This window comes from Pseudomonas sp. A-R-19 (assembly GCF_019956575.1).
In the GTDB taxonomy this organism is placed as follows: domain Bacteria; phylum Pseudomonadota; class Gammaproteobacteria; order Pseudomonadales; family Pseudomonadaceae; genus Aquipseudomonas.
Genome location: NZ_JAHBDR010000033.1, coordinates 103,880 through 127,819 on the forward strand (window position 1 = coordinate 103,880; position 23,940 = coordinate 127,819).

Annotated in this window: 17 protein-coding genes; 10 read left to right on the top strand and 7 right to left on the bottom strand. The window is 61.1% G+C overall.

Features of this window, described 5'->3' with window-relative positions; all coding sequences use genetic code 11:
* Window positions 1-32 precede the first annotated feature (32 nt).
* Together KGA88_RS03960 and KGA88_RS03965 are read right to left on the bottom strand one after the other, a co-directional pair.
* Complete coding sequence (locus tag KGA88_RS03960; RefSeq protein ID WP_085725920.1) at window positions 33-434, bottom strand: MerR family transcriptional regulator; 402 nt, start codon at window positions 432-434, stop codon at window positions 33-35.
* Between the two features lie 206 nt (window positions 435-640).
* Complete coding sequence (locus KGA88_RS03965; RefSeq protein ID WP_110660231.1) at window positions 641-1,570, bottom strand: LysR family transcriptional regulator; 930 nt, start codon at window positions 1,568-1,570, stop codon at window positions 641-643.
* Between the two features lie 164 nt (window positions 1,571-1,734).
* Between KGA88_RS03965 and KGA88_RS03970 the strand changes: the two genes are divergently transcribed.
* Complete coding sequence (locus KGA88_RS03970) at window positions 1,735-2,964, top strand: acyl-CoA dehydrogenase (RefSeq protein ID WP_110660230.1); 1,230 nt, start codon at window positions 1,735-1,737, stop codon at window positions 2,962-2,964.
* 113 nt (window positions 2,965-3,077) lie between these two features.
* Here the strand turns inward: KGA88_RS03970 and KGA88_RS03975 are convergent, their stop codons facing one another.
* Both KGA88_RS03975 and xthA read right to left on the bottom strand, forming a co-directional pair.
* Window positions 3,078-4,418 (bottom strand): substrate-binding domain-containing protein, encoded by a 1,341-nt coding sequence (locus KGA88_RS03975; protein ID WP_223589107.1) that lies wholly within the window; start codon window positions 4,416-4,418, stop codon window positions 3,078-3,080.
* Between the two features lie 187 nt (window positions 4,419-4,605).
* On the bottom strand, window positions 4,606-5,418 hold the full coding sequence (gene xthA, locus KGA88_RS03980) for an exodeoxyribonuclease III (RefSeq protein WP_223589109.1): 813 nt from the start codon (window positions 5,416-5,418) through the stop codon (window positions 4,606-4,608).
* Between the two features lie 310 nt (window positions 5,419-5,728).
* Between xthA and KGA88_RS03985 the strand changes: the two genes are divergently transcribed.
* The 7 genes from KGA88_RS03985 to KGA88_RS04015 all read left to right on the top strand — a co-directional run bounded on the left by KGA88_RS03985 (window position 5,729) and on the right by KGA88_RS04015 (window position 17,051).
* On the top strand, window positions 5,729-6,379 hold the full coding sequence (locus tag KGA88_RS03985) for a GNAT family N-acetyltransferase (protein WP_110661253.1): 651 nt from the start codon (window positions 5,729-5,731) through the stop codon (window positions 6,377-6,379).
* A gap of 65 nt (window positions 6,380-6,444) precedes the next feature.
* A complete protein-coding gene (locus KGA88_RS03990) occupies window positions 6,445-8,172 on the top strand; it encodes an autotransporter assembly complex protein TamA (protein WP_110661252.1) in 1,728 nt (575 codons plus the stop codon).
* Window positions 8,169-11,840: a translocation/assembly module TamB domain-containing protein gene (locus KGA88_RS03995; RefSeq protein WP_223589111.1), complete on the top strand. Its 3,672-nt coding sequence runs from the start codon at window positions 8,169-8,171 to the stop codon at window positions 11,838-11,840. Before KGA88_RS03990 ends, KGA88_RS03995 begins: the two co-directional genes overlap by 4 nt.
* A 294-nt stretch (window positions 11,841-12,134) precedes the next feature.
* On the top strand, window positions 12,135-12,608 hold the full coding sequence (locus KGA88_RS04000) for a MarR family winged helix-turn-helix transcriptional regulator (RefSeq protein ID WP_223589114.1): 474 nt from the start codon (window positions 12,135-12,137) through the stop codon (window positions 12,606-12,608).
* Complete coding sequence (locus tag KGA88_RS04005) at window positions 12,605-14,074, top strand: efflux transporter outer membrane subunit (protein WP_110662610.1); 1,470 nt, start codon at window positions 12,605-12,607, stop codon at window positions 14,072-14,074. Before KGA88_RS04000 ends, KGA88_RS04005 begins: the two co-directional genes overlap by 4 nt.
* A gap of 15 nt (window positions 14,075-14,089) precedes the next feature.
* Entirely contained in the window at window positions 14,090-15,292 is a 1,203-nt protein-coding gene (locus tag KGA88_RS04010; protein WP_223589117.1) for an HlyD family efflux transporter periplasmic adaptor subunit, read from the top strand.
* A gap of 226 nt (window positions 15,293-15,518) precedes the next feature.
* Entirely contained in the window at window positions 15,519-17,051 is a 1,533-nt protein-coding gene (locus KGA88_RS04015; RefSeq protein ID WP_223589119.1) for a DHA2 family efflux MFS transporter permease subunit, read from the top strand.
* Window positions 17,052-17,175: 124 nt separating this feature from the next.
* Here KGA88_RS04015 and lpxH read toward each other — a convergent pair whose 3' ends face one another.
* Together lpxH and KGA88_RS04025 are read right to left on the bottom strand one after the other, a co-directional pair.
* Window positions 17,176-17,928: a UDP-2,3-diacylglucosamine diphosphatase gene (gene lpxH, locus KGA88_RS04020; RefSeq protein WP_223589122.1), complete on the bottom strand. Its 753-nt coding sequence runs from the start codon at window positions 17,926-17,928 to the stop codon at window positions 17,176-17,178.
* Window positions 17,925-18,428, bottom strand: a complete 504-nt coding sequence (locus KGA88_RS04025) for a peptidylprolyl isomerase (RefSeq protein ID WP_110661356.1) — start codon at window positions 18,426-18,428, stop codon at window positions 17,925-17,927. Before KGA88_RS04025 ends, lpxH begins: the two co-directional genes overlap by 4 nt.
* 251 nt (window positions 18,429-18,679) lie before the next feature.
* Between KGA88_RS04025 and KGA88_RS04030 the strand changes: the two genes are divergently transcribed.
* Together KGA88_RS04030 and cysS are read left to right on the top strand one after the other, a co-directional pair.
* On the top strand, window positions 18,680-20,377 hold the full coding sequence (locus tag KGA88_RS04030) for a glutamine--tRNA ligase/YqeY domain fusion protein (protein ID WP_223589124.1): 1,698 nt from the start codon (window positions 18,680-18,682) through the stop codon (window positions 20,375-20,377).
* A gap of 20 nt (window positions 20,378-20,397) precedes the next feature.
* Window positions 20,398-21,780: a cysteine--tRNA ligase gene (gene cysS, locus KGA88_RS04035; RefSeq protein WP_223589126.1), complete on the top strand. Its 1,383-nt coding sequence runs from the start codon at window positions 20,398-20,400 to the stop codon at window positions 21,778-21,780.
* Window positions 21,781-21,983: 203 nt separating this feature from the next.
* Here the strand turns inward: cysS and KGA88_RS04040 are convergent, their stop codons facing one another.
* Complete coding sequence (locus KGA88_RS04040; RefSeq protein WP_223589128.1) at window positions 21,984-23,816, bottom strand: sigma-54-dependent Fis family transcriptional regulator; 1,833 nt, start codon at window positions 23,814-23,816, stop codon at window positions 21,984-21,986.
* Between the last annotated feature and the right edge of the window lie 124 nt (window positions 23,817-23,940).

The following is a 23,940-nucleotide window of genomic DNA, read 5'->3' on the forward strand; positions in this document are numbered from 1 at the left end:
GAGTGGTGATCTACTGTGGGAATTGTGGCGGGTTACTGAATCGATTCCTGGCTTTTGAGCGTCTGCTCCAGCGCCTGCACGCAGCGCTCTTCGGCAGTATCCAGCTCCAGTTTCATCTGTTCGATGTCGAGCATTTGCTGTTCAAGCTGCTCCCGGCGCTCGCTGATTTTCGCCAGCATGCTGTGCAGCTGTTTGGTGTTACCGCTGGACGGGTCGTAAAGCTCGATCAGCTCGCGGCATTCAGCCAGGGAGAAACCGATGCGCTTGCCCCGCAGGATCAGCTTCAGGCTGACCTTGTCGCGGGGTGAGTAGATGCGTTCCTGGCCACGGCGCTCAGGGCTGAGCAGGCCTTGCTCTTCATAAAAGCGAATGGCCCGGGTGGTGATGTCGAGCTCGCGGGCGAGGTCGGAAATGCTGTAGGTCTGGCTGCTCATGGAAGCGCTCGCAAAAGGTCATGGCGCTAAGCTAATGGCAGGTTGACGTTTACGTCAAGGGGCGTGAGATTTCAGTGTTCTTGCGGGCCTCTTCGCGAGCAAGCCCGCTCCCACAGGGGATCTGTGTCGAACACAAGTATTGTGTCCACTGAAGATCCAATGTGGGAGCGGGCTTGCTCGCGAAGCAGTCACCTCGGTATCAAGTACTACACCTTCTCGAGCTTTTTCTCCTGCGCCGTCACCTGCTGGCACAACTCGATCATCTGTTCGCGCATCCAGCGGTTCGCCGGGTCCTGGTCGGTGCTTTCGTGCCAGTAAAGGTGGGTTTCCACTGGCGGTACATCGTTGACCGGCAGATAAAAGGCGTGCAGGTCGTTACGGCGGGCGAAGCGTTCCGGCACGGTCATGACCATGTCCGTCTGCTGCAGTACTTGCGAAGCCATCAGGTAATGCTGGGAGCGCAGGGCGATCTTGCGCTGGATGCCCATCTTGCCCAGCGCCAGGTCGACATAGCCGAGGCCGCTGCGGCGGCTGGAAATATGGATGTGGGTCAGGCCCAGGTAATCATCCAGCGTGAGTTTGTCCTTGCCCGCCAGCGGATGCCCCTTGCGCATGGCACACACGTAGCGGTCTTCCATCAACTTGACGTGGCGTACCTGCGGATCGGTGTTGAGCGGCGCGTCGACCGCGAAGTCGAGGCGGCCGGCCGCCAGCTCCTTGGTGGTTTCACGGCGTTTGGACAGGAAGCTTTCGATGATCACCGTCGGCGCCAGGCGGCGCAGGCGCTGGAACAGCGGCGGCAGGATCACCGCTTCGGTGAGGTCGGTCATGCTGATGCGATAGGTCTTGACCGCTTGCTGCGGGTTGAAAATGCGGCTCTCCTGCACCGACACGCGCAGCAGCGAGAGCGCGTTGCGCACCGGGCCGATGATGTTCTGCGCCATCGGCGTCGGCACCATGCCCTGGGCGGTGCGCACGAACAGCGGGTCGTTGAAAGTCTCGCGCAGACGCGCCAGCGCGTTCGACACCGCCGGTTGGGTGATGCCGACAATCTGCCCGGCACGGGTCAGGTTGGCTTCGGTATAGATCGCGTCGAAGACGATGAAAAGGTTGAGATCGACCTTGCTCAGATTCATTACGCGGCTCTCTTATTGTGTGGGCGGACTGACCGTGACGATCAGTCGATCATATATCGGTGATGAATGTTTATACACGCCGAGAATAGGCTAGGTAAATTATCAGCGCTGTTCTAGCATCGATACATGACCTAAACAACCTCCCCCAAGAAGGTATCTCGCTCATGGATTTCGCTTATTCGCCCAAGGTTCAGGAACTGCGTGAGCGCGTAACAGCGTTCATGGACACTTACGTTTATCCCGCCGAAGCCGTGTTCGAGCGCCAAGTCGCCGAAGGCGATCGCTGGCAGCCGACGGCGATCATGGAAGAACTCAAACTCAAGGCCAAGGCTGAAGGCCTGTGGAATTTGTTTCTGCCTGAGTCAGAGCTCGGTGCTGGCCTGACCAACCTCGAATACGCGCCGCTGGCGGAAATCATGGGCCGCTCGTTGCTGGGGCCAGAGCCGTTCAACTGCTCGGCACCGGACACCGGCAACATGGAAGTGTTGGTGCGTTACGCCAACGAAGAGCAGAAACAACGCTGGCTCGAACCGCTGCTGCGCGGCGAGATCCGCTCGGCATTCGCCATGACCGAACCGGATGTCGCATCCTCCGACGCCACCAACATGGCCGCCCGAGCCGTGCGCGATGGTGACGAGTGGGTGATCAACGGCAAGAAATGGTGGACATCGGGCGCTTGCGACCCGCGCTGCAAGATCCTGATCTTCATGGGCCTGAGCAATCCAGATGCGCCGCGCCATGCCCAGCACTCGATGATTCTGGTGCCGGTGGATGCGCCCGGTGTGAAGATCGTGCGCCCACTGCCGGTGTTCGGCTACGACGATGCACCTCATGGGCATGCCGAAGTGCATTTCGAAAACGTGCGGGTGCCGTACGAAAACGTCCTGCTCGGTGAAGGGCGCGGCTTCGAAATCGCTCAAGGTCGCCTAGGCCCTGGCCGGATTCACCACTGCATGCGTTCGATCGGCATGGCCGAGCGTGCACTGGAACTGATGTGCAAACGCTCGGTAAGCCGTACCGCATTCGGCAAACCCCTGGCACGCCTGGGCGGTAACGTCGACAAGATTGCCGACTCGCGCATGGAAATCGACATGGCACGCCTGCTGACGTTGAAAGCGGCGTACATGATGGACACCGTTGGCAACAAAGTGGCGAAAAGCGAGATCGCGCAGATCAAGGTCGTCGCGCCAAACGTGGCATTGCGGGTGATCGACCGGGCGATCCAGATCCATGGCGGGGCAGGGGTTTCCAATGATTTCCCGCTGGCCTACATGTATGCGATGCAGCGCACCCTGCGCCTGGCCGACGGCCCGGACGAAGTGCACCGTGCGGCGATCGGCAAGTTCGAAATCGGCAAATATGTGCCGAAGGAGATGCTGCGTAGCGGGCACTAAGACCGCGGCGCCTGCCATTCGCGAGCAAGCCCCCCCCACAGGGACCGCACTGAACCTGTGGGAGCGGGCTTGCTCGCGAAGGCATCATCCCATTCAAGACAACCACATCAGATTCAATACACCCATACCTCAACCCGCCGATTCTTGATCCTTCCCTCATCGGCGCTATTGGCCGCCACCGGCATTTCGGCACCGAATCCGCGGATCTCGCGAAACACCACGCCGCTCTTCACCAACTCCCGTCGCACCGCCATGGCCCGCAGTTTTGACAACAGATCGGCGCGCGCCGGGTCACTCTTGGCATCGCCAAACCCTACCAGCGTCACTTGCCCAGTCGTTTTGTCGTGCTGCCTTATATAGTCGAGCACTCGTGTCAGGTCTTGCCGCGCCTTGTTGTCCAGGCTGGCACTGCCTTCTTCGAAGCGAAAGTTCACCGACAACCGCTGGGCATGACGACTGAGGGACTGGTATCCCTCGGGCATCAGCGCATTCGGCGTGACGGCCATGGCCTGGACGGTTTGGGCAATAAAACCGTTGGCGGCAACAATGGCCTGACCCTTGGTGCTCTGGGCAAAAGCCACCAGGGCATTGGCCCAGGGATTTTTCCCGCTGGGTGGCAGGTAAAGGAACAACCGACGGGACAGCGGATAATCTTCCGTGGCAATCAGGCTGTTGAGCGGCAGCATGGCTTGTGATTGACCGTCGACAATGGCCACGGCTTTGGCCTGGCGCACGTAGGGCAAACCGATGAAGCCGATGCCTTGCGGGTCAGCGCTGACCGCATCGGACAGTTGTTCGCTGGACTCGAAGCGCTTCGCCGCGCTGCCGAGGATTTTCCCACGGCCACTGAGGACCAGCTCCTTGAAGGTGTCGTAAGTCCCGGACTGGTCATCCCGCGCATACAAATGAATCGGCCCGCCGGGGCCACCGAGGTCTTCCCAGTTTTTCACCTCGCCACTGAAAATGCGCGCCAGTTGCACGGTGTCCAGTTGGTTCAGCGGATTGTCCGGGTGAAGGATGATCGCCAGGCCATCGATGGCAATGACCTGTTCGGCGCTCGGGCTTTTCAGGTCGCCGAGGGACCGCAGGTTGGCCAGTTCACTGTCCTTGATCGGCCGCGAGGAGGCGGCAAGGTCGGCGCTGCCTGCTTTCAGCGCAGTGAAGCCGGTGCTGGAACCATGGGCTGCCACCTCCACCACGACCCGCCGACCCTGAACCGTTTCGCCGACAATGCGCAGTTCGTTGGCGGTGTCCGGGGTTTCCCGGTGAATCTTGCGCAGGCCTTGCTCGCTCAGCAGGCCCTCGACCAGCGCCGGCCCCAATGCCGCGCCGATGGTGTTGGAACCCTGGATGCGCAACACCGGGCCGTGGTCGGGTGTCGGCAAGTCGCCGGCCGAGGCCGCCTGCGACAAGCCCACGGACAGCATCAACAGGAACAACACGCGCAGCATCATGCCGGCACCTTGAATAGCCAAAGGAGGTGTCGGGAGATTAAGTCAGTAAGGTTTCGGAAAAATGACACTTTCCCATGTGGGAGCGGGCTTGCTCGCGAAAGCGGCGGGTCAGTCGACATTTATGTTGAATGATTAACCGTATTCGCGAGCAAGCCCGCTCCCACATGAGAGTTGTGTTCGACGGGGATCAGCTCAATTCAAGCCAGATCGGCGCATGATCCGAAGGTTTTTCCATGCCGCGAAGTTCGTAGTCCACTCCGGCAGCCTTCACCCGTGGCAGCAGGCCATGGGAGGCGAGGATCACATCGATACGCAGGCCGCGCTTGGGCTCGTCTTCGAAGCCACGGCTGCGGTAGTCGAACCAACTGAAGGTGTCGGCCACGTCCGGGTTCAGGTGACGGAAACTGTCGACCAGGCCCCAGTTCTTCAGGCGGGCCATCCACTCGCGCTCTTCCGGCAGGAAGCTGCATTTGCCAGTCTTCAGCCAGCGTTTCATGTTGTCCGGGCCGATGCCGATGTCGCAGTCTTCCGGGGAAATGTTCACATCGCCCATCACCACCAGTGGCTGGTCGTTCTTGAACTGGCTTTCCAGCAACTGCTGCAAATCACCGTAGAAGCGTTCCTTGGCCGGGAATTTGGTCGGGTGGTCGCGGCTTTCGCCCTGTGGGAAATAACCGTTCATGATGGTCACCGGCACGCCGTTGGCGTCGGCAAAGGTGCCCCAGATGAAGCGCCGCTGGGCGTCTTCTTCGTCGGTGACGAAACCTTTATGCAGGGCCAGCGGCTCCTGGCGAGAGAGCAGGGCGACGCCGTAGTGGCCTTTTTGCCCGTGGAAGTACACGTGGTAGCCCAGGGCCTGTACCTCGGCCAGCGGGAACTGATCATCGTGGACCTTGGTTTCCTGCAAGCCGATCACATCCGGCTGGTGCTTTTCGATCAGCGCCGCCAGCTGATGGGGACGGGCACGCAGCCCGTTGATGTTGAAGGAGACGATCTTCATGGTCGGCAGTCCTGGCAAAAGGGCGATGCTAGCTGACATGTGGGAATCGGGCCAGTGTGGGGTGAGGGGATTCGGCTGTGCCTGTCGGTTGTGTATGGGCAGTGATGGCCCTTTCGCGAGCAAGCCCGCTCCCACAAAAGCACAGGCCGGTTCATCACCTGTGGGAGCGGGCTTGCTCCGGGCGGCGTTCCGACGAAGGCGATTTCATTGCCTACACTGATTGCGGATCTGTATGGAACTGTGTCAGCGCCGATCAGCTCGTAACAACAAGAGCGCAGCCATCCGAGCTGTGCCGGGGAGATCAACCGTCATGCCCGAAACCTCGACCGTCATTGCCGATATTCACATGCTCGACAGCGGCTACGCCCGCGAAGCGCGTTCGCTGCTGTACCAGGCTTATCGACACGAACCGACCTTCGGCTATCTGTTCGAGGCCGAACGCCCCGGTTACGAACAGCGGGTCCGCGCCACCGTGCGCGAACTGGTGACCCAGCATTTTCTCCAGGACCTGCCGGCCATCGGCCTGCTGGTCAACGACCGCCTGATCGGCATCGCCCTGATCGCACCGCCGCAACGTCGTCTTGGCGTCACCGAAAGTTGGGCCTGGCGCCTGCGCATGGTGCTCAGTACGGGATTTCGCTGCACTCGCCGCTACCTCGAGTATCACGCTGCCGTGGAAGCCTGCGTACCGAACGACTCGGTGCACGTATTGCCGTTGCTGGGGGTTCATCCGCAGTTCCAGGGCAAGCATTTCGGCGAACAACTACTGCAAGCCGTGCACAACTGGTGCGCGGTGGATGAGAACTCACAGGGCGTGATCCTCGACACCGGGAATCCGCGTTATCTGGAGTTCTACAAGCGTCAGGGCTATGAGGAAATCGGTGAAGTCGCCGTAGGACCGATCCGTGAGCACGTGTTTTTTCACCCCAATCCCCAGGTGTTACACACTGCAACGGCCTAGGCGCCGAACTTTCCGGGCATGTCAGGCTCTATCACGCTCTCAAGCTCGTGATAGCATCCGCGCCTATGAAGTTTCCAGGAAGAATTACCAGCGGTGTGCTGATGCTGATGACCAGCTGCACGGCGCTGGCACAAAGTGAATTGGATGTACGGATCAAACCGTCCAATGATGAGCTGAAAGCCAATATAGAAGGCTACATCGGCAGCCTCGGCGATCGTGACGAGCAGGCGTTGCTGCGCTTCAGTCGTGGCGCCGAAGAGCAGGCGCGCAAGGCTGCCCAGGCCTTGGGTTATTACCAGCCGCACATCGACAGCGAAGTGAAGGGTGGCGACAAGCCGCGCCTGGTACTTTCGGTCGATCCCGGCGAGCCGGTGCATCTGCGCAATGTCACGGTGCGTGTCGACGGTCCGGCAGCCTCCCTCAAAGCCTTTCGGGTGCCCAAAAGCGATGCACTCAAGTCCGGTGCCGTGCTCAATCATGGGCATTACGAGGACGCCAAGCGCCTGATCCAGAACCAGGCTTCGCGCTATGGTTTTTTCAGCGGCCGCTTCACCCGTTCAAAATTGTCGGTCGACCCGCGGGCCGGCGTCGCCGATATCGAACTGATCTATGAAAGTGGTCCGCGCTATACCTTGGGCAAGGTCAGTTTCGAGGGTGATACGCCGTTCGATGACGAGTTGCTGCAACGCATGGTGCCCTTCAAGGCCGGTACGCCGTATGACTCGGAACTGATCGCCGAACTCAATCAGAACCTGCAGTCGAGCGGCTACTTCGAAGGCGTGCGGGTGGACGCGGCGCCAACGGCATCCAAGGACGAAGCGATCCCGGTGGACGTCAAGCTCGAAACCCGCAAACCACGGACCATGGGCCTGGGCCTGGGTTTCTCCACCGACGTCGGCCCGCGGGCCAAGGCCAACTGGACCCGGCACTGGGTCAACGCGCAAGGGCACAGTTACGGCTGGGAGGCCGAAGTCTCGGCGCCTCGGCAAAACGTCGGGCTGTTCTACGACATTCCGCTGGACCCGCCACTGACCGACAAACTGCGTTTTGCCGGCGGCTATCAGAATGAAGACATCGCCGGCACCGACACCCACAGCAAGCTGTTGACCCTCGGCCCCGAATGGCACAGCAAGTTGCCCAGCGGTTGGCAACGGGTGGTGTCGCTGAAGTGGCAACGCGAAGATTACCAACTGGGCGACGACTCGGGACTCAGTACCTTGCTGATGCCTGGCGTGAGCTATTCGTACCTCAAGAGCGATAACCGCATCGACCCGCATAACGGCTATCGGCTGCAATTCGAATCCAAAGTGGCCAAGGAAGGCCTCGGTTCCGACAGCAACTTGCTCTACGGCACGGCATTGGTCAAAGGCCTGACTACGGTGTTCGATAATCACCGTTTCCTCGGGCGGGTGCAGGTCGGCGGCAGTGCCACCAACGGTTTCAATTCGGTGCCGCCATCATTGCGCTTCTTTGCCGGTGGCGATCAGAGCGTGCGTGGTTACGACTATCAGAGCCTGTCCCCGGAAAACTCCGAGGGTGATCGCATCGGTGGCCGCTACATGGTGGCCGCCAGCGCGGAATATCAGTATTCCATCGCCGAAAAATGGCGAATCGCGACCTTTGTCGATCAGGGCAACTCTTTCAACACACTCGAACTGCCGAACCTCAAGACCGGGGTCGGTATCGGCGTGCGCTGGGTCTCGCCGGTGGGGCCGATCCGCCTCGATCTGGCCCATGCGCTGGACGACGATGGCGGCATTCGGCTGCACTTTTCCATGGGGCCTGAGCTGTGAAGCGTGGTTTGAAAGTAACGCTGCTGGCGATAGCGGCGCTGTTGATGTTGGTTGTCCTGACGGCGGCCACGGTGGTGGGTACGGTGACGGGCAGCCGCTGGGCGTTGGGCTTCGTACCGGGTTTGACCCTGGACAACTTCCAGGGCCGGCTGGGCGGGCAGTGGAGCGCCGACCGGGTGTTATGGCAGCAGGCCGACAACCGGGTTGAATTGAGTCGGGTGATTTTCGCCTGGTCGCCGTTGTGCCTGACCCGCAGGACCTTGTGCATCGAACAGTTGCAGGCCGATCAGGTCAGCCTGACGTTCCCGCCGGGCGCCGAAGCACCCGACAGCGGCCCGATCACGCTGCCGGAACTGAAGTTGCCCCTGGCCATCGAACTGGGCGAGATCAAGGTCGGCAGCCTGCTGTTCAACGGCAGTGAAGAACTCAAGGGCTTGCAACTGGCGGCGCACTGGACCATGGCCGGTTTGAAGATCGATTCGGTGTCGCTACAGCGCGATGACCTGAGCCTGAACCTCTCCGGTCTGCTGCAACCAAGCGGTAACTGGCCGCTCAGCGCCGAAGGCAAACTGACCCTGTTGTCGACGCCTGACCCCCTGGCGCTGGCGTTGAAGATCGACGGCGACCTGCTGAAAACCCTGAACCTGAAAGCCGACAGCAGCGGTTACCTCAACGGGCAACTGAGCGGCGAACTGCAACCGCTGGTGGAAAACCTGCCGGCCAAGGTGCGGATCACCGCGGATGGCTTCAAGCCCAGTGCCGATCTGCCGGACACCCTGCAACTCAATCAGCTTGAACTCACGGGGGCGGGCGACCTGAAAAACGGCTATGCCCTTCAAGGCAAAGCTACGTTGCCTGCCGAGCAAGGCCCGGTCGCCCTGGCGCTGCAAGGCAAGGTCGACGCCAAGGGGGCGCAGATCGCCGCGCTGGACCTGACTGCCAGCGACAAACAAAGCCTCAAGCTCACAGGGTTTCTGGACTGGAGCAAGGGCCTGAGCGCCGAGGCGAAGATCGACTGGCTGGACTTCCCGTGGCACCGGCTATACCCGTTGATCGACGAACCGGAGGTAGCGCTGCGCCGCTTCAACGGAGAGGTGTCCTACACCGACGGCAAGTACCTCGGTCATTTCGACGCGGCGGCGGATGGTCCGGCGGGTGCCTTCACCCTGGCCAGCCCGTTCGCGGGCGACCTGACGAAGATCTATCTGCAACAGATTCAACTCCAGGCCGGGCAAGGCAAGGCCGAAGGGCACCTGAACCTGCAATTCGCCGACGGCATTGCCTGGGACACCGCACTGGACCTGTCGGCGATCAACCCGGCGTACTGGGTTGCGGAGCTGCCGGGCACCCTGGCCGGGCCGTTGCGCAGCCAGGGTGAGATGAAAAACGAAGTGCTCAGCCTCAATGCCGACCTGGACCTCAAGGGCAAACTGCGCGGTCAACCGGCGGTGATCCAGGCCAAGGCCGATGGCTGTGGCGAGCAATGGAACCTCAACGCCCTGCAAATTCGCCTGGGCGACAACAGCATCAGCGGCAAGGGCAGCCTGCAACAGAAGCTCGCCGGCAAGATCGATCTCAAGCTGCCGCGCCTGGCACAGCTATGGCCGGAGTTGCGCGGCCAGCTCAATGGCCGCGTGGATGTCGCCGGTACACTCAAGGCGCCCCAAGGCAAGCTTGACCTGCAAGGCTCGCAATTGGCTTTCCAGGACAATCGCCTGCAAAGCCTGAACCTGGACGCCACCCTGGATAGCGCGCAACGGGCGAAAATCGACCTCAAGGGCAGCGGCATCCAGGCCGGCGACACCTCGCTGGGAACACTGACCGCCAGCGGCCAGGGCGACATCAAGAAGCAGACGTTGAACCTCGACCTGCAAGGCCCGAAGCTGAAACTGGCGCTCGGCCTGGACGGTGCGCTGGACCAAGGCAATTGGCGCGGACGCCTGGCCAGCGGTGATATCCAGGCTGGTGGCCAGGACTGGCGGCTACAAGGGCCGGCGAAACTCGAACGCCTGGCGGATGGCAAGATCAACTTTGGCGCCCATTGCTGGGCGTCCGGCCAGGCCAGCCTGTGCGGCGAAGACTCGCGCCTGATGCCCGAGCCCAAGCTGCGTTATCACCTCAAGCAATTCCCGATCGACAGCCTCGCGCAGTGGTTGCCGAAGGATTTCGCCTGGCAGGGTCGGCTCAATGCCGACCTGCAACTGGACCTGCCGGCCAGTGGTCCGAATGGCCAGATCAGCGTGGATGCCGGTGGCGGCACCTTGCGCATCAAGGAAAAGGACCAGTGGCTGGACTTCCCGTACCAGACCCTGAAACTCACCAGCAAACTCACGCCCAAGCGCATCGACACCGAGCTCAATTTCGTCGGTGGCAAACTCGGTGAACTGATGGTGCAGGCGCAGCTCAATCCGTTACCGAAGAACAAACCCGTAACAGGTTCATTTCGCTTGAGCGGGCTGGACCTGTCGGTGGCGCGGCCGTTTGTGCCGATGGTCGAGAAGCTGGCCGGGTGCCTGAATGGCAGTGGCACGATTTCCGGCGGGCTGTTGGCGCCACAGGTCAATGGCAGTCTGCAACTCAGTGACGGCGTGGTGGCCGGGCCTGAATTGCCGATGGAGTTGCAAAACCTGCACGTTCAGGCGCTGATCGCTGGCGAAAGCGTGCAACTGAACGGCGGCTGGAACAGCGGCAAGGCCGGGCAGGGCAGCTTGAACGGCAACATCGCCTGGGGCCAGGCGCTGGTGGTAGACCTGGCACTCAAGGGCTCGCAATTGCCGGTCACCGTCGAGCCTTACGCCAAGCTGGAAGTCGCACCGGACCTGAAAATCTCGATGAAGGGCGACGAACTGGCCATCGCCGGTAAAGTGCTGGTGCCCAAGGGCGACATCACCATTCGTGAATTGCCGCCGTCGACGGTCAAGGTCTCCGATGACACGGTGATCGTCGGTCAGCAGACCGAGGAGGGCAAGCCGCCGCTCGCGATGAAAATGGACATCGAAGTGGTGGTTGGCGAAGACAAGTTGAGCTTCGCAGGATTTGGCCTGACCGCGAATGTGCAGGGGCATGTGCACATTGGCGACAACATGGACACCCGTGGCGAACTGTGGCTCAACGATGGCCGCTATCGCGCCTACGGCCAGCGACTTTCGGTGCGCCGGGCACGCTTGCTGTTTGCAGGTCCCATCGATCAGCCGTACCTGGACATCGAGGCCATTCGCAAGACCGACGACATCATCGCCGGCATTCGCCTCAGCGGCAGCGCCGAGCAGCCGACCACGCAGATCTTCTCGGAACCGGCCATGAGCCAGGAGCAGGCGCTGTCCTATCTGGTGCTCGGGCGTCCGCTGAGCAGCAATGGCGAAGACAACAACATGCTCGCCCAGGCGGCCCTCGGTCTGGGCTTGATGGGCAGTTCCGGGGTAACCAGCGGCATCGCCAAGAACCTGGGCATCCAGGACTTCCAGCTCGACACCCAGGGCAGTGGCGATGCCACCAGCGTGGTGGCCAGCGGCAACATTTCCGAGAAGCTCAGCCTGCGCTATGGCGTCGGCGTGTTCGAACCGGCCAACACCATTGCCTTGCGCTACAAGCTGAGCAAAAAGGTCTACCTCGAAGCCGCCGGTGGCGTGGCCAGTTCGCTGGACATCTTCTACAAACGGGATTTCTAGGTCCCGCTCTGCCATCCGGGTGCGGTCCCTGTGGCGAGGGGGCTTGCCCCCGTTGGGCCGCGAAGCAGGCCCCAAAACCTGCAATTTCATTCCTCTTGAATTCCTATAAATCCAAAAGCGACGACTGCTTCGCAGCCGAACGGGGGCAAGCCCCCTCGCCACAGGGTTTGTGGTAATTCCCGACGCCGTTAGTCAACTATTTACCAAGCATGCTAACTATTACGTTGACATTCGCTGCCTAGGCAGTAACATCTCGACATGCATTCACTGCCTAGGCAGCTAATTGGTGGTCAGATGAAGCATTTCTCTCCAGACGATTTCCGCAATTGCCATCTCGGCCTGTTGCTCGGACGTGCCGCGCTGCTCAAGGACCGGATCATCGACACCCACATGGAACCCCACGGCATCACCGCCGCGCAGTTCAAGGTGTTGATCATCATCGCCCAGTACGGCGTCGATTCGCCGGGCGAGTTGTGCCGTCACCTGTCCCTCGACAGTGGCTCGATGACGCGCATGCTCGATCGTCTGGAACAGAAAGGTTTCCTCGCCCGCCAACGCTCCGAGGCGGATCGCCGTCAGGTGCAGTTGGTACTGACCGAAGAAGGGCAGAAGCTGGCCGACCGCCTGCCGCACATCGGTGCCGAAGCCATGAATGAACTGGCCGGTGCCATCACTCCGGAAGAGCTGAAAACCCTGGAGCTGATCCTGAAGAAAATTTTGCTGGCAGCCGGTGACGCGATCACCCTGCTGCGGGTAGGTGACAAATGAGCAGTAATCCCTTGCGTACCGGCCTGAGCCTGGTGCTGTTGGCCATGAGCGTCGCCGGTTGCGCCAGTTACAGCGGCCTGAAAACCGAAGGCGTCAACCTCGACGCGAAGAGCCTGAAGGCCGGGCAATCCCTCAGCGGCGTGACTTTGTCCCCCGCGGCCTGGCCGAAAAGCGACTGGTGGAAAAGCCTCGGCGATCCGCAACTCGACGGCCTGATCCGCGAGGCCCTGCGCGACAGCCCGGACATGCAGATTGCCGACGCCCGTGCCCATCAGGCCAGCGCTGCCGCTTCCGCCGCCGACGCCGAGCGGATGCCGACCCTGGATGCCAGCGCCGGTGTCAGCCGCTCACGCCTGGCCCGGGACCAGGACCCACTCGGACAGGGAGACGCGTACGCCACCATTCGCAACATCAGTGCCGGTTTCAACTACAACTTCGACCTCTGGGGCGGTCAGCGCGATGCCTGGGAAGCGGCCCTCGGCCAGGCCCGCGCCGCCGAAGTCGACCAGCAGGCCGCGCAACTGACCCTGGCCGCCGATGTCGCCCGGGCCTACAGCGATCTGGGGCAGGCGCACATCGTCTATGACCTGTCCAATGAAGACCTCAAGCGCACCCGGCAAATGCTCGACCTGAGCCAGCGGCGCCTGACGGCAGGGATCGACAGCCAGTACCAGTTCCAGCAGACCGAAAGCCTGGAAGCCACTTCCCAGGCCAATCTGATCGATGCCGAGAAACGCCTGAACAGCGCGAAAATTGCCCTGGCCGTTCTGCTCGGCAAAGGCCCGGATCGCGGCAATGAAATTGCCCGGCCGCACATTCTTCAGCCGAGTGCGGTAGCGCTACCTTCGGTGCTGCCAGCCGAATTGCTCGGGCGTCGCCCGGACCTCGTCGCCGCGCGCTGGCGGGTCGAGGCAGCGAGCAAAAGCATCGACGCCGGCAAGACCCGCTTCTATCCCAACTTGAACCTCAGCGCCGCTGCCGGTGCCGAATCCTTGCTGGGCGATGCGATGTTTGGTTCGGCCAGCCGCTTCTTCAACATCGCACCGACGATCTCTGTGCCGATCTTCGACGGTGGCCGCTTGCGCGCCGACCTCGATTCGCGCGACGCCGATTACGACCTCGCCGTGGCGCAGTACAACAAAAGCCTGGTGAAGGCGCTGGGGGATGTCAGTGACAGCATCAACCAGCTGCGCGATATCGGCCGGCAGATCGCTGCCCAGCAGCACGCCACCGACATCGCCCAGGATTCCTACAACACCGTGGTCCAGCGTTACGGATCCGGCATCGGCAACTACCTGGACGTGCTCAGCATCGAGCAACAATTGCTCCAGGCCCAGCGTCAGCTGGCCAACCTGAATGCCGAGCAGATCGACCTGTCGATCCAACTGATGCAGGCGCTGGGCGGCGGTTACCAGCCAGAGGCCATTGCCTCGGCCAACGCCACGCCAGCCACGCTGACCCACTAATTCAAGGTACTTGTCATGGCCACTGCCGATACAACTCAACCTCCTGAAAACACTCAAGGCAACCCCAACTCGGGCAAGCGCAAATTCATGCTGTTGGTCCTCGCTGCCGCCGTCGTGCTCAGCGGCGCGGGTGTCTGGGCTTACCACGAGTTTTACGGGCGCTGGAGCGAAAGCACCGACGATGCCTATGTGAACGGCAACGTGGTGGAAATCACCCCGCTGGTCACCGGCACCGTGGTCAGCATCGGTGCCGATGACGGCGATCTGGTCCATGAAGGCCAGGTACTGGTGAATTTCGACCCGAACGATGCCGAAATCGGCCTGCAAAACGCCCAGGCCAATCTGGCCCGCACCGTGCGCCAGGTGCGCGGCTTGTACAGCGATGTGGACGGTATGAAAGCCCAGGTCAATGCGCAGAAAGCCGAAGTGCAAAAAGCCCAGGACAACTTCAGCCGGCGCAAGAACCTCGCCGCCGGCGGGGCGATTTCCCAGGAAGAACTGTCTCACGCCCGCGACGACCTGACCTCGGCGCAAAACGCCCTGGCCAACGCCGAGCAAAAGCTCAAGACCACCAGCGCGCTGGTCGATGACACCGTGGTTTCATCGCACCCGGACGTGATGGCGGCCGCCGCGCAACTGCGCCAGGCCTATCTGAACAACTCGCGCAGCGTCCTGATCGCTCCGGTTACCGGTTATGTGGCCAAACGCTCTGTACAGCTGGGTCAGCGTGTACAACCGGGTACCGCGCTGATGGCGGTGATCCCGCTGGATCAGCTGTGGATCGACGCCAACTTCAAGGAAACCCAGCTGCGTGACATGCGCATCGGCCAACCGGTGGAGATCGAAACCGACCTCTACGGCAGCGACGTCAAGTACAGCGGCACCATCGACAGCCTCGGCGCCGGGACCGGCAGCGCGTTTGCCCTGCTGCCGGCGCAGAACGCCACCGGCAACTGGATCAAGATCGTGCAACGCGTGCCGGTGCGGGTCCACGTCAATGCCGAGGAGCTTGCCAAACATCCGCTGCGGGTCGGCCTGTCGACCATGGTCGATGTCGACCTGCACGACCAGAGCGGCCCGGTGCTGGCGCAACAGCCGCCGCAGAAGGCTTCGTTCAGCACTAACGTCTACGACCGTCAGTTGGCCGAGGCCGACGCGATGATCGCGCAACTGATCCATGACAACAGCGCAGCGGTCAGCAAGACCGCGCAACGCTGATATGCCATCACATCGACCCTGTGGGGCGACCTGTGGCGAGGGGGCTTGCCCCCGTTGGGCTGCGTAGCAGCCCCAAAATTTCCGATGTATCGAAGAGCTTGTGAGTGCTGCGCACTCAAGCGGGGCGGTTCGGCGTTCCGACAAGCCCCCTCGCCACATTTCGCTCCCACAGGGTTAGCTGCGTTTGTAAAAGGCGCAGTGCCGATCAGGTTTCAAGGGATTCACCATGAGCAATAACGCGTCTTTCACGCCGCCCAGCCTGCTGCTCAGCACCATCGGCCTGTCGCTGGCGACCTTCATGCAAGTGCTCGACACCACCATCGCCAACGTGGCATTGCCGACGATTTCCGGCAACCTGGGCGTGAGTTCGGAGCAGGGCACCTGGGTCATCACTTCGTTTGCGGTGAGCAACGCCATCGCCTTGCCGCTGACCGGTTGGCTCAGCCGCCGTTTCGGCGAGGTGAAGCTGTTTGTCTGGGCGACATTGCTGTTCGTGCTGGCTTCGTTTTTGTGCGGGATTGCCACCTCGATGCCCGAGCTGGTGGGCTTCCGGGTGCTGCAGGGCGTAGTGGCCGGGCCGCTGTACCCGATGACCCAGACCCTGCTGATTGCGGTTTACCCCCCGGCGAAACGGGGGCTGGCGTTGGCGCTGCTGGCGATGGTCACGGTGGTTGCACCGATTGCCGGGCCGATTCTCGGCGGCTGGATCACCGACAGCTACAGCTGGCCGTGGATTTTCTTCATCAATGTGCCCATCGGCCTGTTCGCCGCGTGGGTGGTGACCCAGCAGATGAAAAAGCGCCCGGTGGTCACCAGTCGCCAACCAATGGATTACGTCGGCTTGATCGCGCTGATCATCGGTGTCGGGGCGTTGCAGATTGTGCTCGACAAGGGCAACGATGCCGACTGGTTCGAATCCAGTTTCATCGTGATCGGCTCGGTCATTTCGGTGGTAGCCCTGGCGTTCTTCGTGATCTGGGAAATGACCGACGAGCATCCGGTGGTCAACCTGCGCCTGTTCGCCCACCGCAACTTCCGTTACGGCACCATCGTGCTGATCCTGGGCTATGCGGGGTTCTTCGGGATCAACCTGATTCTGCCGCAGTGGCTGCAAACGCGACTGGGCTACACCGCGACCTGGGCCGGTTTCGCAGTGGCGCCACTGGGGATCCTGCCGGTGTTGCTGGCGCCGTTTGTCGGCAAATACGCGCCCAAATTCGATATGCGCCTGCTGGCGGGCGGGGCGTTCCTGGCCATCGGCCTGAGCTGTTTCATGCGCGCCGGGTTTACCAACGAAGTGGACTTCCAGCACATCGCCCTGGTGCAGTTGTTCATGGGGATCGGCGTGGCGCTGTTCTTCATGCCGACCCTGACCATCCTGCTCTCGGACCTGCCGCCAAGCCAGATTGCCGACGGTTCGGGGCTGGCGACGTTCTTGCGGACGTTGGGCGGTAGTTTCGCGGCGTCGTTGACCACCTGGATCTGGATTCGCCGGGCCGATCAGCATCACGCCTACCTGACCGAAAGCATCACTCCGTTCGACCCGGCGACCCGCGAAGCACTGACCAACCTGGGCGGGGCCGGGGCCAAGGCTTATACGCAGCTGGACCAGATGGTGATCAGCCAGGCGTACATCATGTCCACGGTGGACTACTTCACCCTGCTGGGCTGGATGTTCATGGGCTTGATATTGATTGTGTGGCTGGCCAAGCCGCCGTTTACGGCGAAGGCCGGGCCTGCGGCTTCTACCGGACACTAACAAACACCGTAGAACCCATGTGGGAGCGGGCTTGCTCGCGAAAGCGGTGGATCAGTCAATACAGATGTCGACTGACACTCCCTCTTCGCGAGCAAGCCCGCTCCCACAGATTTTGTGCTCGACGCTAGTTTGCCGGTGCAGCGAGCTGCGGCGGCGGGGCGAAATCGAACGGCGCCAGCGCAAACCCTTGCTCATCGACCTGCAACGCCCACCCTTGACGATCCCAATCCCCCAGCACAATGCGCTTGGCCGCTTGCTCGCCAAGCTGCAACTTGTGAATCGCGGGGCGGTGGGTATGGCCGTGGATCAGGGTCTTCACCCCGTATTGCTGCATGATCCGCGGAATCTCCAGCGGCGTGACATCGACAATGTCATTGGCCTTCATCCGCGTCTGCGCGCGGCTTTCACTGCGCAGCTTGCGTGCCAGTTTGTGCCGGGTGCGCAGCGGCAAGTGCCGCAGGATGAACAGGGTGATCGGGTTGCGCAGGTAGCGACGCAGCTTCATATAGGCTTCGTCGCGGGTGCAGAGGCTGTCGCCGTGCATCAGCAGCACCGGCTCGCCGTTGAGTTGCACGACACTCGGATCCTTCAGCAAGGTGCAGCCGGCTTCTTTACAGAACGCCTTGCCGAGCAGGAAGTCGCGATTGCCGTGCATCAGGAAAATGGCCGTGCCGCTGTCGCTGAGTTCGCGCAGGGCCTGGCAGATGGAGCGCTGGAAGGGTGTCATGGCGTCGTCGCCAATCCACACCTCGAAGAAGTCGCCCAGAATGTACAACGCACTCGCCGAGCGGGCGCGTCCGGCGAGCAAATCCAGAAACGCCCGGGTAATGTCCGGGCGCTCCTCTTCCAGATGCAAATCTGAAATCAGCAATATCACTCAATGATCTCGGCTTTCTCGATGATCACGTCGTCTGCTGGTACGTCCTGGTGGCCGGACTTGGACGTGGTGGCCACGCCTTTGATCTTGTCGACAACGTCCTGGCCGGCGGTCACTTTACCGAACACTGCGTAGCCCCAGCCTTGCACGTTCTTGCCGCTGTGGTTCAGGAAGCTGTTGTCGGCCACGTTGATGAAGAACTGTGCGGAAGCCGAATGCGGCTCCATGGTACGGGCCATGGCGACGGTGTATTTTTCGTTGGAAAGACCGTTGTCAGCTTCGTTCTGGATGCTTGGGCGCTTGTCTTTCTTTTCTTTCATGCCTGGCTCGAAACCGCCGCCCTGGATCATGAAGTTACCGATGACACGGTGGAAAACGGTGTTTTCGTAGTGACCGGCTTTAACGTACTCGACGAAGTTGGCCACGGTGATCGGGGCTTTGTCGGCGTTCAGCTCAAGGACGATGTCGCCATGGTTGGTAGTCAGTTTGACTTGGGTCATGATCGTTACTCACTTTATGAATTCGTGGTTTTGGGACATTCCATCCCGCAACCGGTTCAGCCTGTCTCGGCCAAGGTGCGCAGTTTAGCGTGACAGGCACGAATTTCGAGGCTGTTTTTTCATTTACGGCCTATTAAATACGACGGTTTACAGAGTGCGCTCTGTCAGGTACTTGACGGCATCGGCTATGATAGCGGCTTTGTTTTGTCCGGCCTTCATTACGGCCACGCACTTGTACGTTCAAGGATCCTATGAGCAAGCCCACTGTCGACCCTACCTCGAATGCCAAGACCGGCCCTGCCGTGCCGGTCAACTTCCTGCGGCCGATCATCCAGGCAGACCTGGACTCGGGCAAGCACACGCAGATCGTCACCCGTTTTCCGCCTGAACCCAACGGCTACCTGCACATCGGCCACGCCAAGTCGATCTGTGTGAACTTCGGCCTGGCCCAGGAGTTCGGCGGCGTCACGCACCTGCGTTTCGACGACACCAACCCGGCCAAGGAAGACCAGGAATACATCGACGCGATCGAAAGCGACGTCAAATGGCTGGGCTTCGAATGGTTCGGCGAAGTGCGCTACGCCTCGCAGTATTTCGACCAGCTGCACGACTGGGCCGTTGAGCTGATCAAATCCGGCAATGCCTACGTCGACGACCTGACCCCGGAGCAAGCCAAGGAATACCGTGGCAGCCTGACCGAACCGGGCAAGAACAGCCCGTTCCGCGAGCGCAGCGTCGAAGAGAACCTGGACCTGTTCGCCCGCATGAAAGCCGGCGAGTTCAAGGACGGCGCACGGGTGCTGCGGGCCAAGATCGACATGGCCTCGCCGAACATGAACCTGCGCGATCCGATCATGTATCGCATTCGCCACGCTCATCACCACCAGACCGGTGACAAGTGGTGCATCTACCCGAACTACGACTTCACCCACGGTCAGTCGGATGCCATCGAAGGCATCACCCATTCGATCTGCACCCTGGAGTTCGAAAGCCACCGTCCGCTGTACGAGTGGTTCCTCGAGCACTTGCCGGTGCCGGCCAACCCGCGCCAGTACGAGTTCAGCCGCCTGAACCTGAACTACACCATCACCAGCAAGCGCAAGCTCAAGCAGTTGGTCGATGAAAAGCACGTCAACGGCTGGGACGACCCGCGCATGTCCACGCTGTCGGGCTTCCGCCGTCGTGGCTACACGCCGAAGTCGATCCGCAACTTCTGCGAAATGATCGGCACCAACCGTTCCGACGGCGTGGTCGACTTCGGCATGCTCGAATTCAGCATCCGTGACGACCTCGACCACAGCGCCCCGCGTGCCATGTGCGTGCTGCGTCCGCTGAAAGTCGTGATCACCAACTACCCGGAAGGCCAGGTCGAGAACCTCGAACTGCCGTGCCACCCGAAAGAAGACATGGGCGTGCGCGCACTGCCATTCGCCCGTGAAATCTACATCGACCGTGAAGACTTCATGGAAGAGCCGCCAAAGGGCTACAAACGCCTGGAACCGGCCGGTGAAGTGCGTCTGCGCGGCAGCTACGTGATCCGTGCCGACGAAGCGATCAAGGACGCCGATGGCAACATCGTCGAACTGCGCTGCTCGTACGATCCCGACACCCTGGGCAAGAACCCGGAAGGTCGCAAGGTCAAAGGCGTGGTGCACTGGGTGCCGGCCGCTGCCAGCGTCGAGTGCGAAGTGCGCCTGTACGATCGTCTGTTCCGTTCGGCCAACCCTGAGAAGGCCGAAGACAGCGCCAGTTTCCTGGACAACATCAACCCTGACTCGCTGCAGGTACTCACCGGTTGTCGTGCCGAGCCTTCGCTGGGCAACGCACAGCCGGAAGACCGTTTCCAGTTCGAGCGCGAAGGTTACTTCGTTGCTGATTTGAAGGACTCGAAACCTGGTCAGCCGGTATTCAACCGTACCGTGACCCTGCGTGATTCGTGGGGCCAGTGATTTAGCGTCAAGGAATTAAAGTGCTTACGATCTACAACACGCTCACCAAGAGCAAAGAAGTTTTCAAGCCTTTGGATGGCAACAACGTGCGCATGTACGTCTGCGGGATGACCGTGTACGACTACTGCCACATTGGCCACGGCCGCAGCATGGTCGCGTTTGACCTGGTGACCCGCTGGCTGCGGTTCAGCGGTTATAACCTGACCTACGTGCGCAACATCACCGACATCGAAGACAAGATCATCAATCGTGCCCGCGAGAACGGCGAACCGTTCGACGCGCTGACCGAACGCATGATCACTGCAATGCATGAGGACGAGGCGCGCCTCAACATCCTCAAGCCGGACATGGAACCGCGTGCCACCGATCACATTCCGGGCATGCTGAGCATGATCCAGACCCTGATCGACAAGGGTTATGCCTACGCACCGGGCAATGGCGACGTGTACTACCGCGTCGCCAAGTTCATGGGTTACGGCAAGCTGTCGCGCAAGAAGATCGAAGACCTGCGCATCGGCGCACGGATCGAAGTTGACGAGTCCAAGCAGGACCCGCTGGACTTCGTACTGTGGAAAGCCACCAAGCCGGGTGAGCCGAGCTGGGAATCGCCGTGGGGCGCCGGTCGTCCGGGCTGGCACATCGAGTGCTCGGTGATGTCGACCTGCTGCCTGGGCGAAACCTTCGACATTCATGGCGGCGGCAGCGACCTTGAGTTCCCGCACCACGAAAACGAAATCGCCCAGAGCGAAGCGGCGACCGGCAAGACCTACGCCAACGCGTGGATGCATTGCGGCATGATTCGCATCAATGGCGAGAAGATGTCCAAGTCCTTGAACAACTTCTTCACCATTCGCGACGTGCTCGGCAAGTACCACCCGGAAGTCGTGCGTTATCTGCTGGTGTCGAGCCACTACCGCAGCGCCATCAACTATTCGGAAGACAACCTCAAGGACGCCAAGGGCGCCCTGGAGCGTTTCTACCACGCATTGAAAGGCCTGCCGAGCGTGGCGCCTGCTGGCGGCGAAGCCTTCGTCGAGCGCTTCACCCAGGTGATGAACGACGACTTCGGCACGCCGGAAGCTTGCGCGGTGTTGTTCGAGATGGTTCGTGAAATCAACCGTCTGCGCGAGAGCGATCTCAATGCCGCGGCCGGTCTGGCAGCCCGTTTGAAAGAACTGGCCAGCGTGTTGGGTGTGTTGCAGCTCGAAGCCGATGATTTCCTGCAAGCGGGCGCCGAAGGGCGCGTGGATGCAGCCGAAGTCGAAGCGCTGATCGCTGCGCGCCTGGCGGCACGTGCCGGCAAGGACTGGGCCGAATCCGACCGCATCCGCGACCAGCTCACCGCCATGGGTGTGGTGCTGGAAGACGGCAAGGGCGGCACGACCTGGCGTCTGGCTGACTGATGGCGTTACTGGCTACAAAACAAAACCCGCCTTGTGCGGGTTTTTGTTTTTTTGGGGGCTTCTGATTCTGAGGTGGCAGAACTGACGCCTTCGCGAGCAAGCCCGCTCCCACATTGGATTTGCGTCGTACACAAAACTCAAACACACCAAAGATCAACTGTGGGAGCGGGCTTGCCCGCGAAGGGGCCCGTTCGGCCAACTTGTCATTCAGCCTGGCGCAACCGCTTGTAAAGGGTATTGCGGCTCACCCCAAGCCTGCGCGCCAGGTAGGAAATATTCCCGCCGACCGCCTGCAACTGCCGGTTCAAATCCTCTGCATCATTCAGATCCACGGCCAATTGCTCCGGCGTCTCCACCGGCTCCATCTCCAGATCGACAAAAAAATCATCCGGCAAATGCTCCGGCCGTATCGGTTGTTCCTCGGCCATGGCCAGGGCGACCTGAATAACGCTGCTGACCTGGCGCAAGTTACCCGGCCAGGGATGCCGGCAGAACAGCGCCAGCACTTCCTGGCTCAGACCGGCCCATTGTGCGGGTTCACGGTGCTGTTCCCACAGGCGCTTGAACAGTGCCTCTTTGTCGCTGCGCTCTCTTAGCGGTGGCAGTTCCAGAGTCAGGCCGCCGATGCGGTAATACAGGTCCTCACGAAACCGCCCTAGTTGTACCTGTTCGCGCAACGAGCGATTGGTCGCTGAAATGATGCGCAAGTCCACGGGGAACAACTCGCTGCTGCCTACCGGCTGCACGCAACGCTCCTGCAACACCCGCAACAGTCGCGCCTGGGTTGGCAGCGGCATGTCACCGATTTCGTCGAGGAACAGCGTGCCTTTGTCAGCCTTGCGGATTAGCCCGATGCTGCCTTTCTGGTTGGCGCCGGTGAACGCGCCTTTCTCATAACCGAACAACTCGGATTCCACCAGTTCGGCGGGAATCGCTGCACAGTTGACGGCGATGAACGCCTGTTTGCTGCGCGAGCTGGCCTGATGCAGGGCTTTGACGAACACTTCCTTGCCGACCCCGGTTTCACCATGGATCAGCAAGGGAATGTCTTTTTCCAGCAAGCGCTCGGCCTGACGCACGGCTTTTTCCACGCGACTGTCGCCGAAATGCAGGGAGTTGAGGCTGATGGCCGCGGGTGCAGCGACAATCGGCTCGGTGAACACTCGAGGTTGAATTGATGCCTGTTTCGGCCGCTTCAACAGGCACTGGAAGCGGTTGCGCCCGGAGGTTTGCAGGGCGAAGGGCAGGCCTTCGGGCTGGTTGAGCAATTCCAGCAGCGAGACCTTGAACAGGCTCTCGACACTGACCCGCGACAGGCTGATACCCAGCAAATTGTCGGCCCGGCGATTGGCCGACAGCACCTGGCCGGTTTCATCGAAGATCAGCAACCCGGCCCATTGGCTGTCGAGGTTGTTCAGCCCGGTGTTGAACGTCAGCTGGAAATACTGGCCATGGAACAGGTTGAGGATCAGCCGGTTTTCCACGGTCTGGCTCATCATCTTGACCATGCCCAGGGTGTGGGAGGGCGGCAGGTAGCTGTCACTGGACACGTCCAGCACCGCGATCACCTTGCGCTCGGCATCGAAAATCGGCGCGGCGGAACCGGTCATGAAGCGGTTGGCCTTGAGGAAGTGTTCATCGTGCTCGATGTGCACCGCTTGTTCGCAGGCCAGGGCGGTGCCGATGGCGTTGGTGCCTGTGCAGCGCTCCATCCAGCTGGCGCCGGCACTAAAGCCTCGGGCCAGTTTCGGTTCGATAAAGCGCTGGGTGCCCCAGGACGTGAGCACTTGGCCCTGATGGTCGGCGAGCATGATCAGGCAATTGGAGTTGCTCAGGATGTTCTCGTAGTAGGGCAGCACTTCCTGATGGGTGGTTTGCACCAGCGAATGCTGGCTCTCCAACAGTTGCGCGATGCCCGCGGCCGGCAATTGGTCGAAGGCCGGCGCGCTCTGATGGCTGAGGCCGAACGCGCGGCATCGGGACCAGGAGTCCTGGATGATGGCGTCGTGGGACAGCGGCGAGGCGGGTGCGGCCATGGCAGTCGATCTCTGGGCAAGCTTTTGTTGTTTTTATGGGTAGTTCTGCAGTGCGGCGAACTCCATGTGGGAGCGGGCTTGCTCGCGAAGGCGGTGTTTCAGTCACATCAATGCTGAATGACAC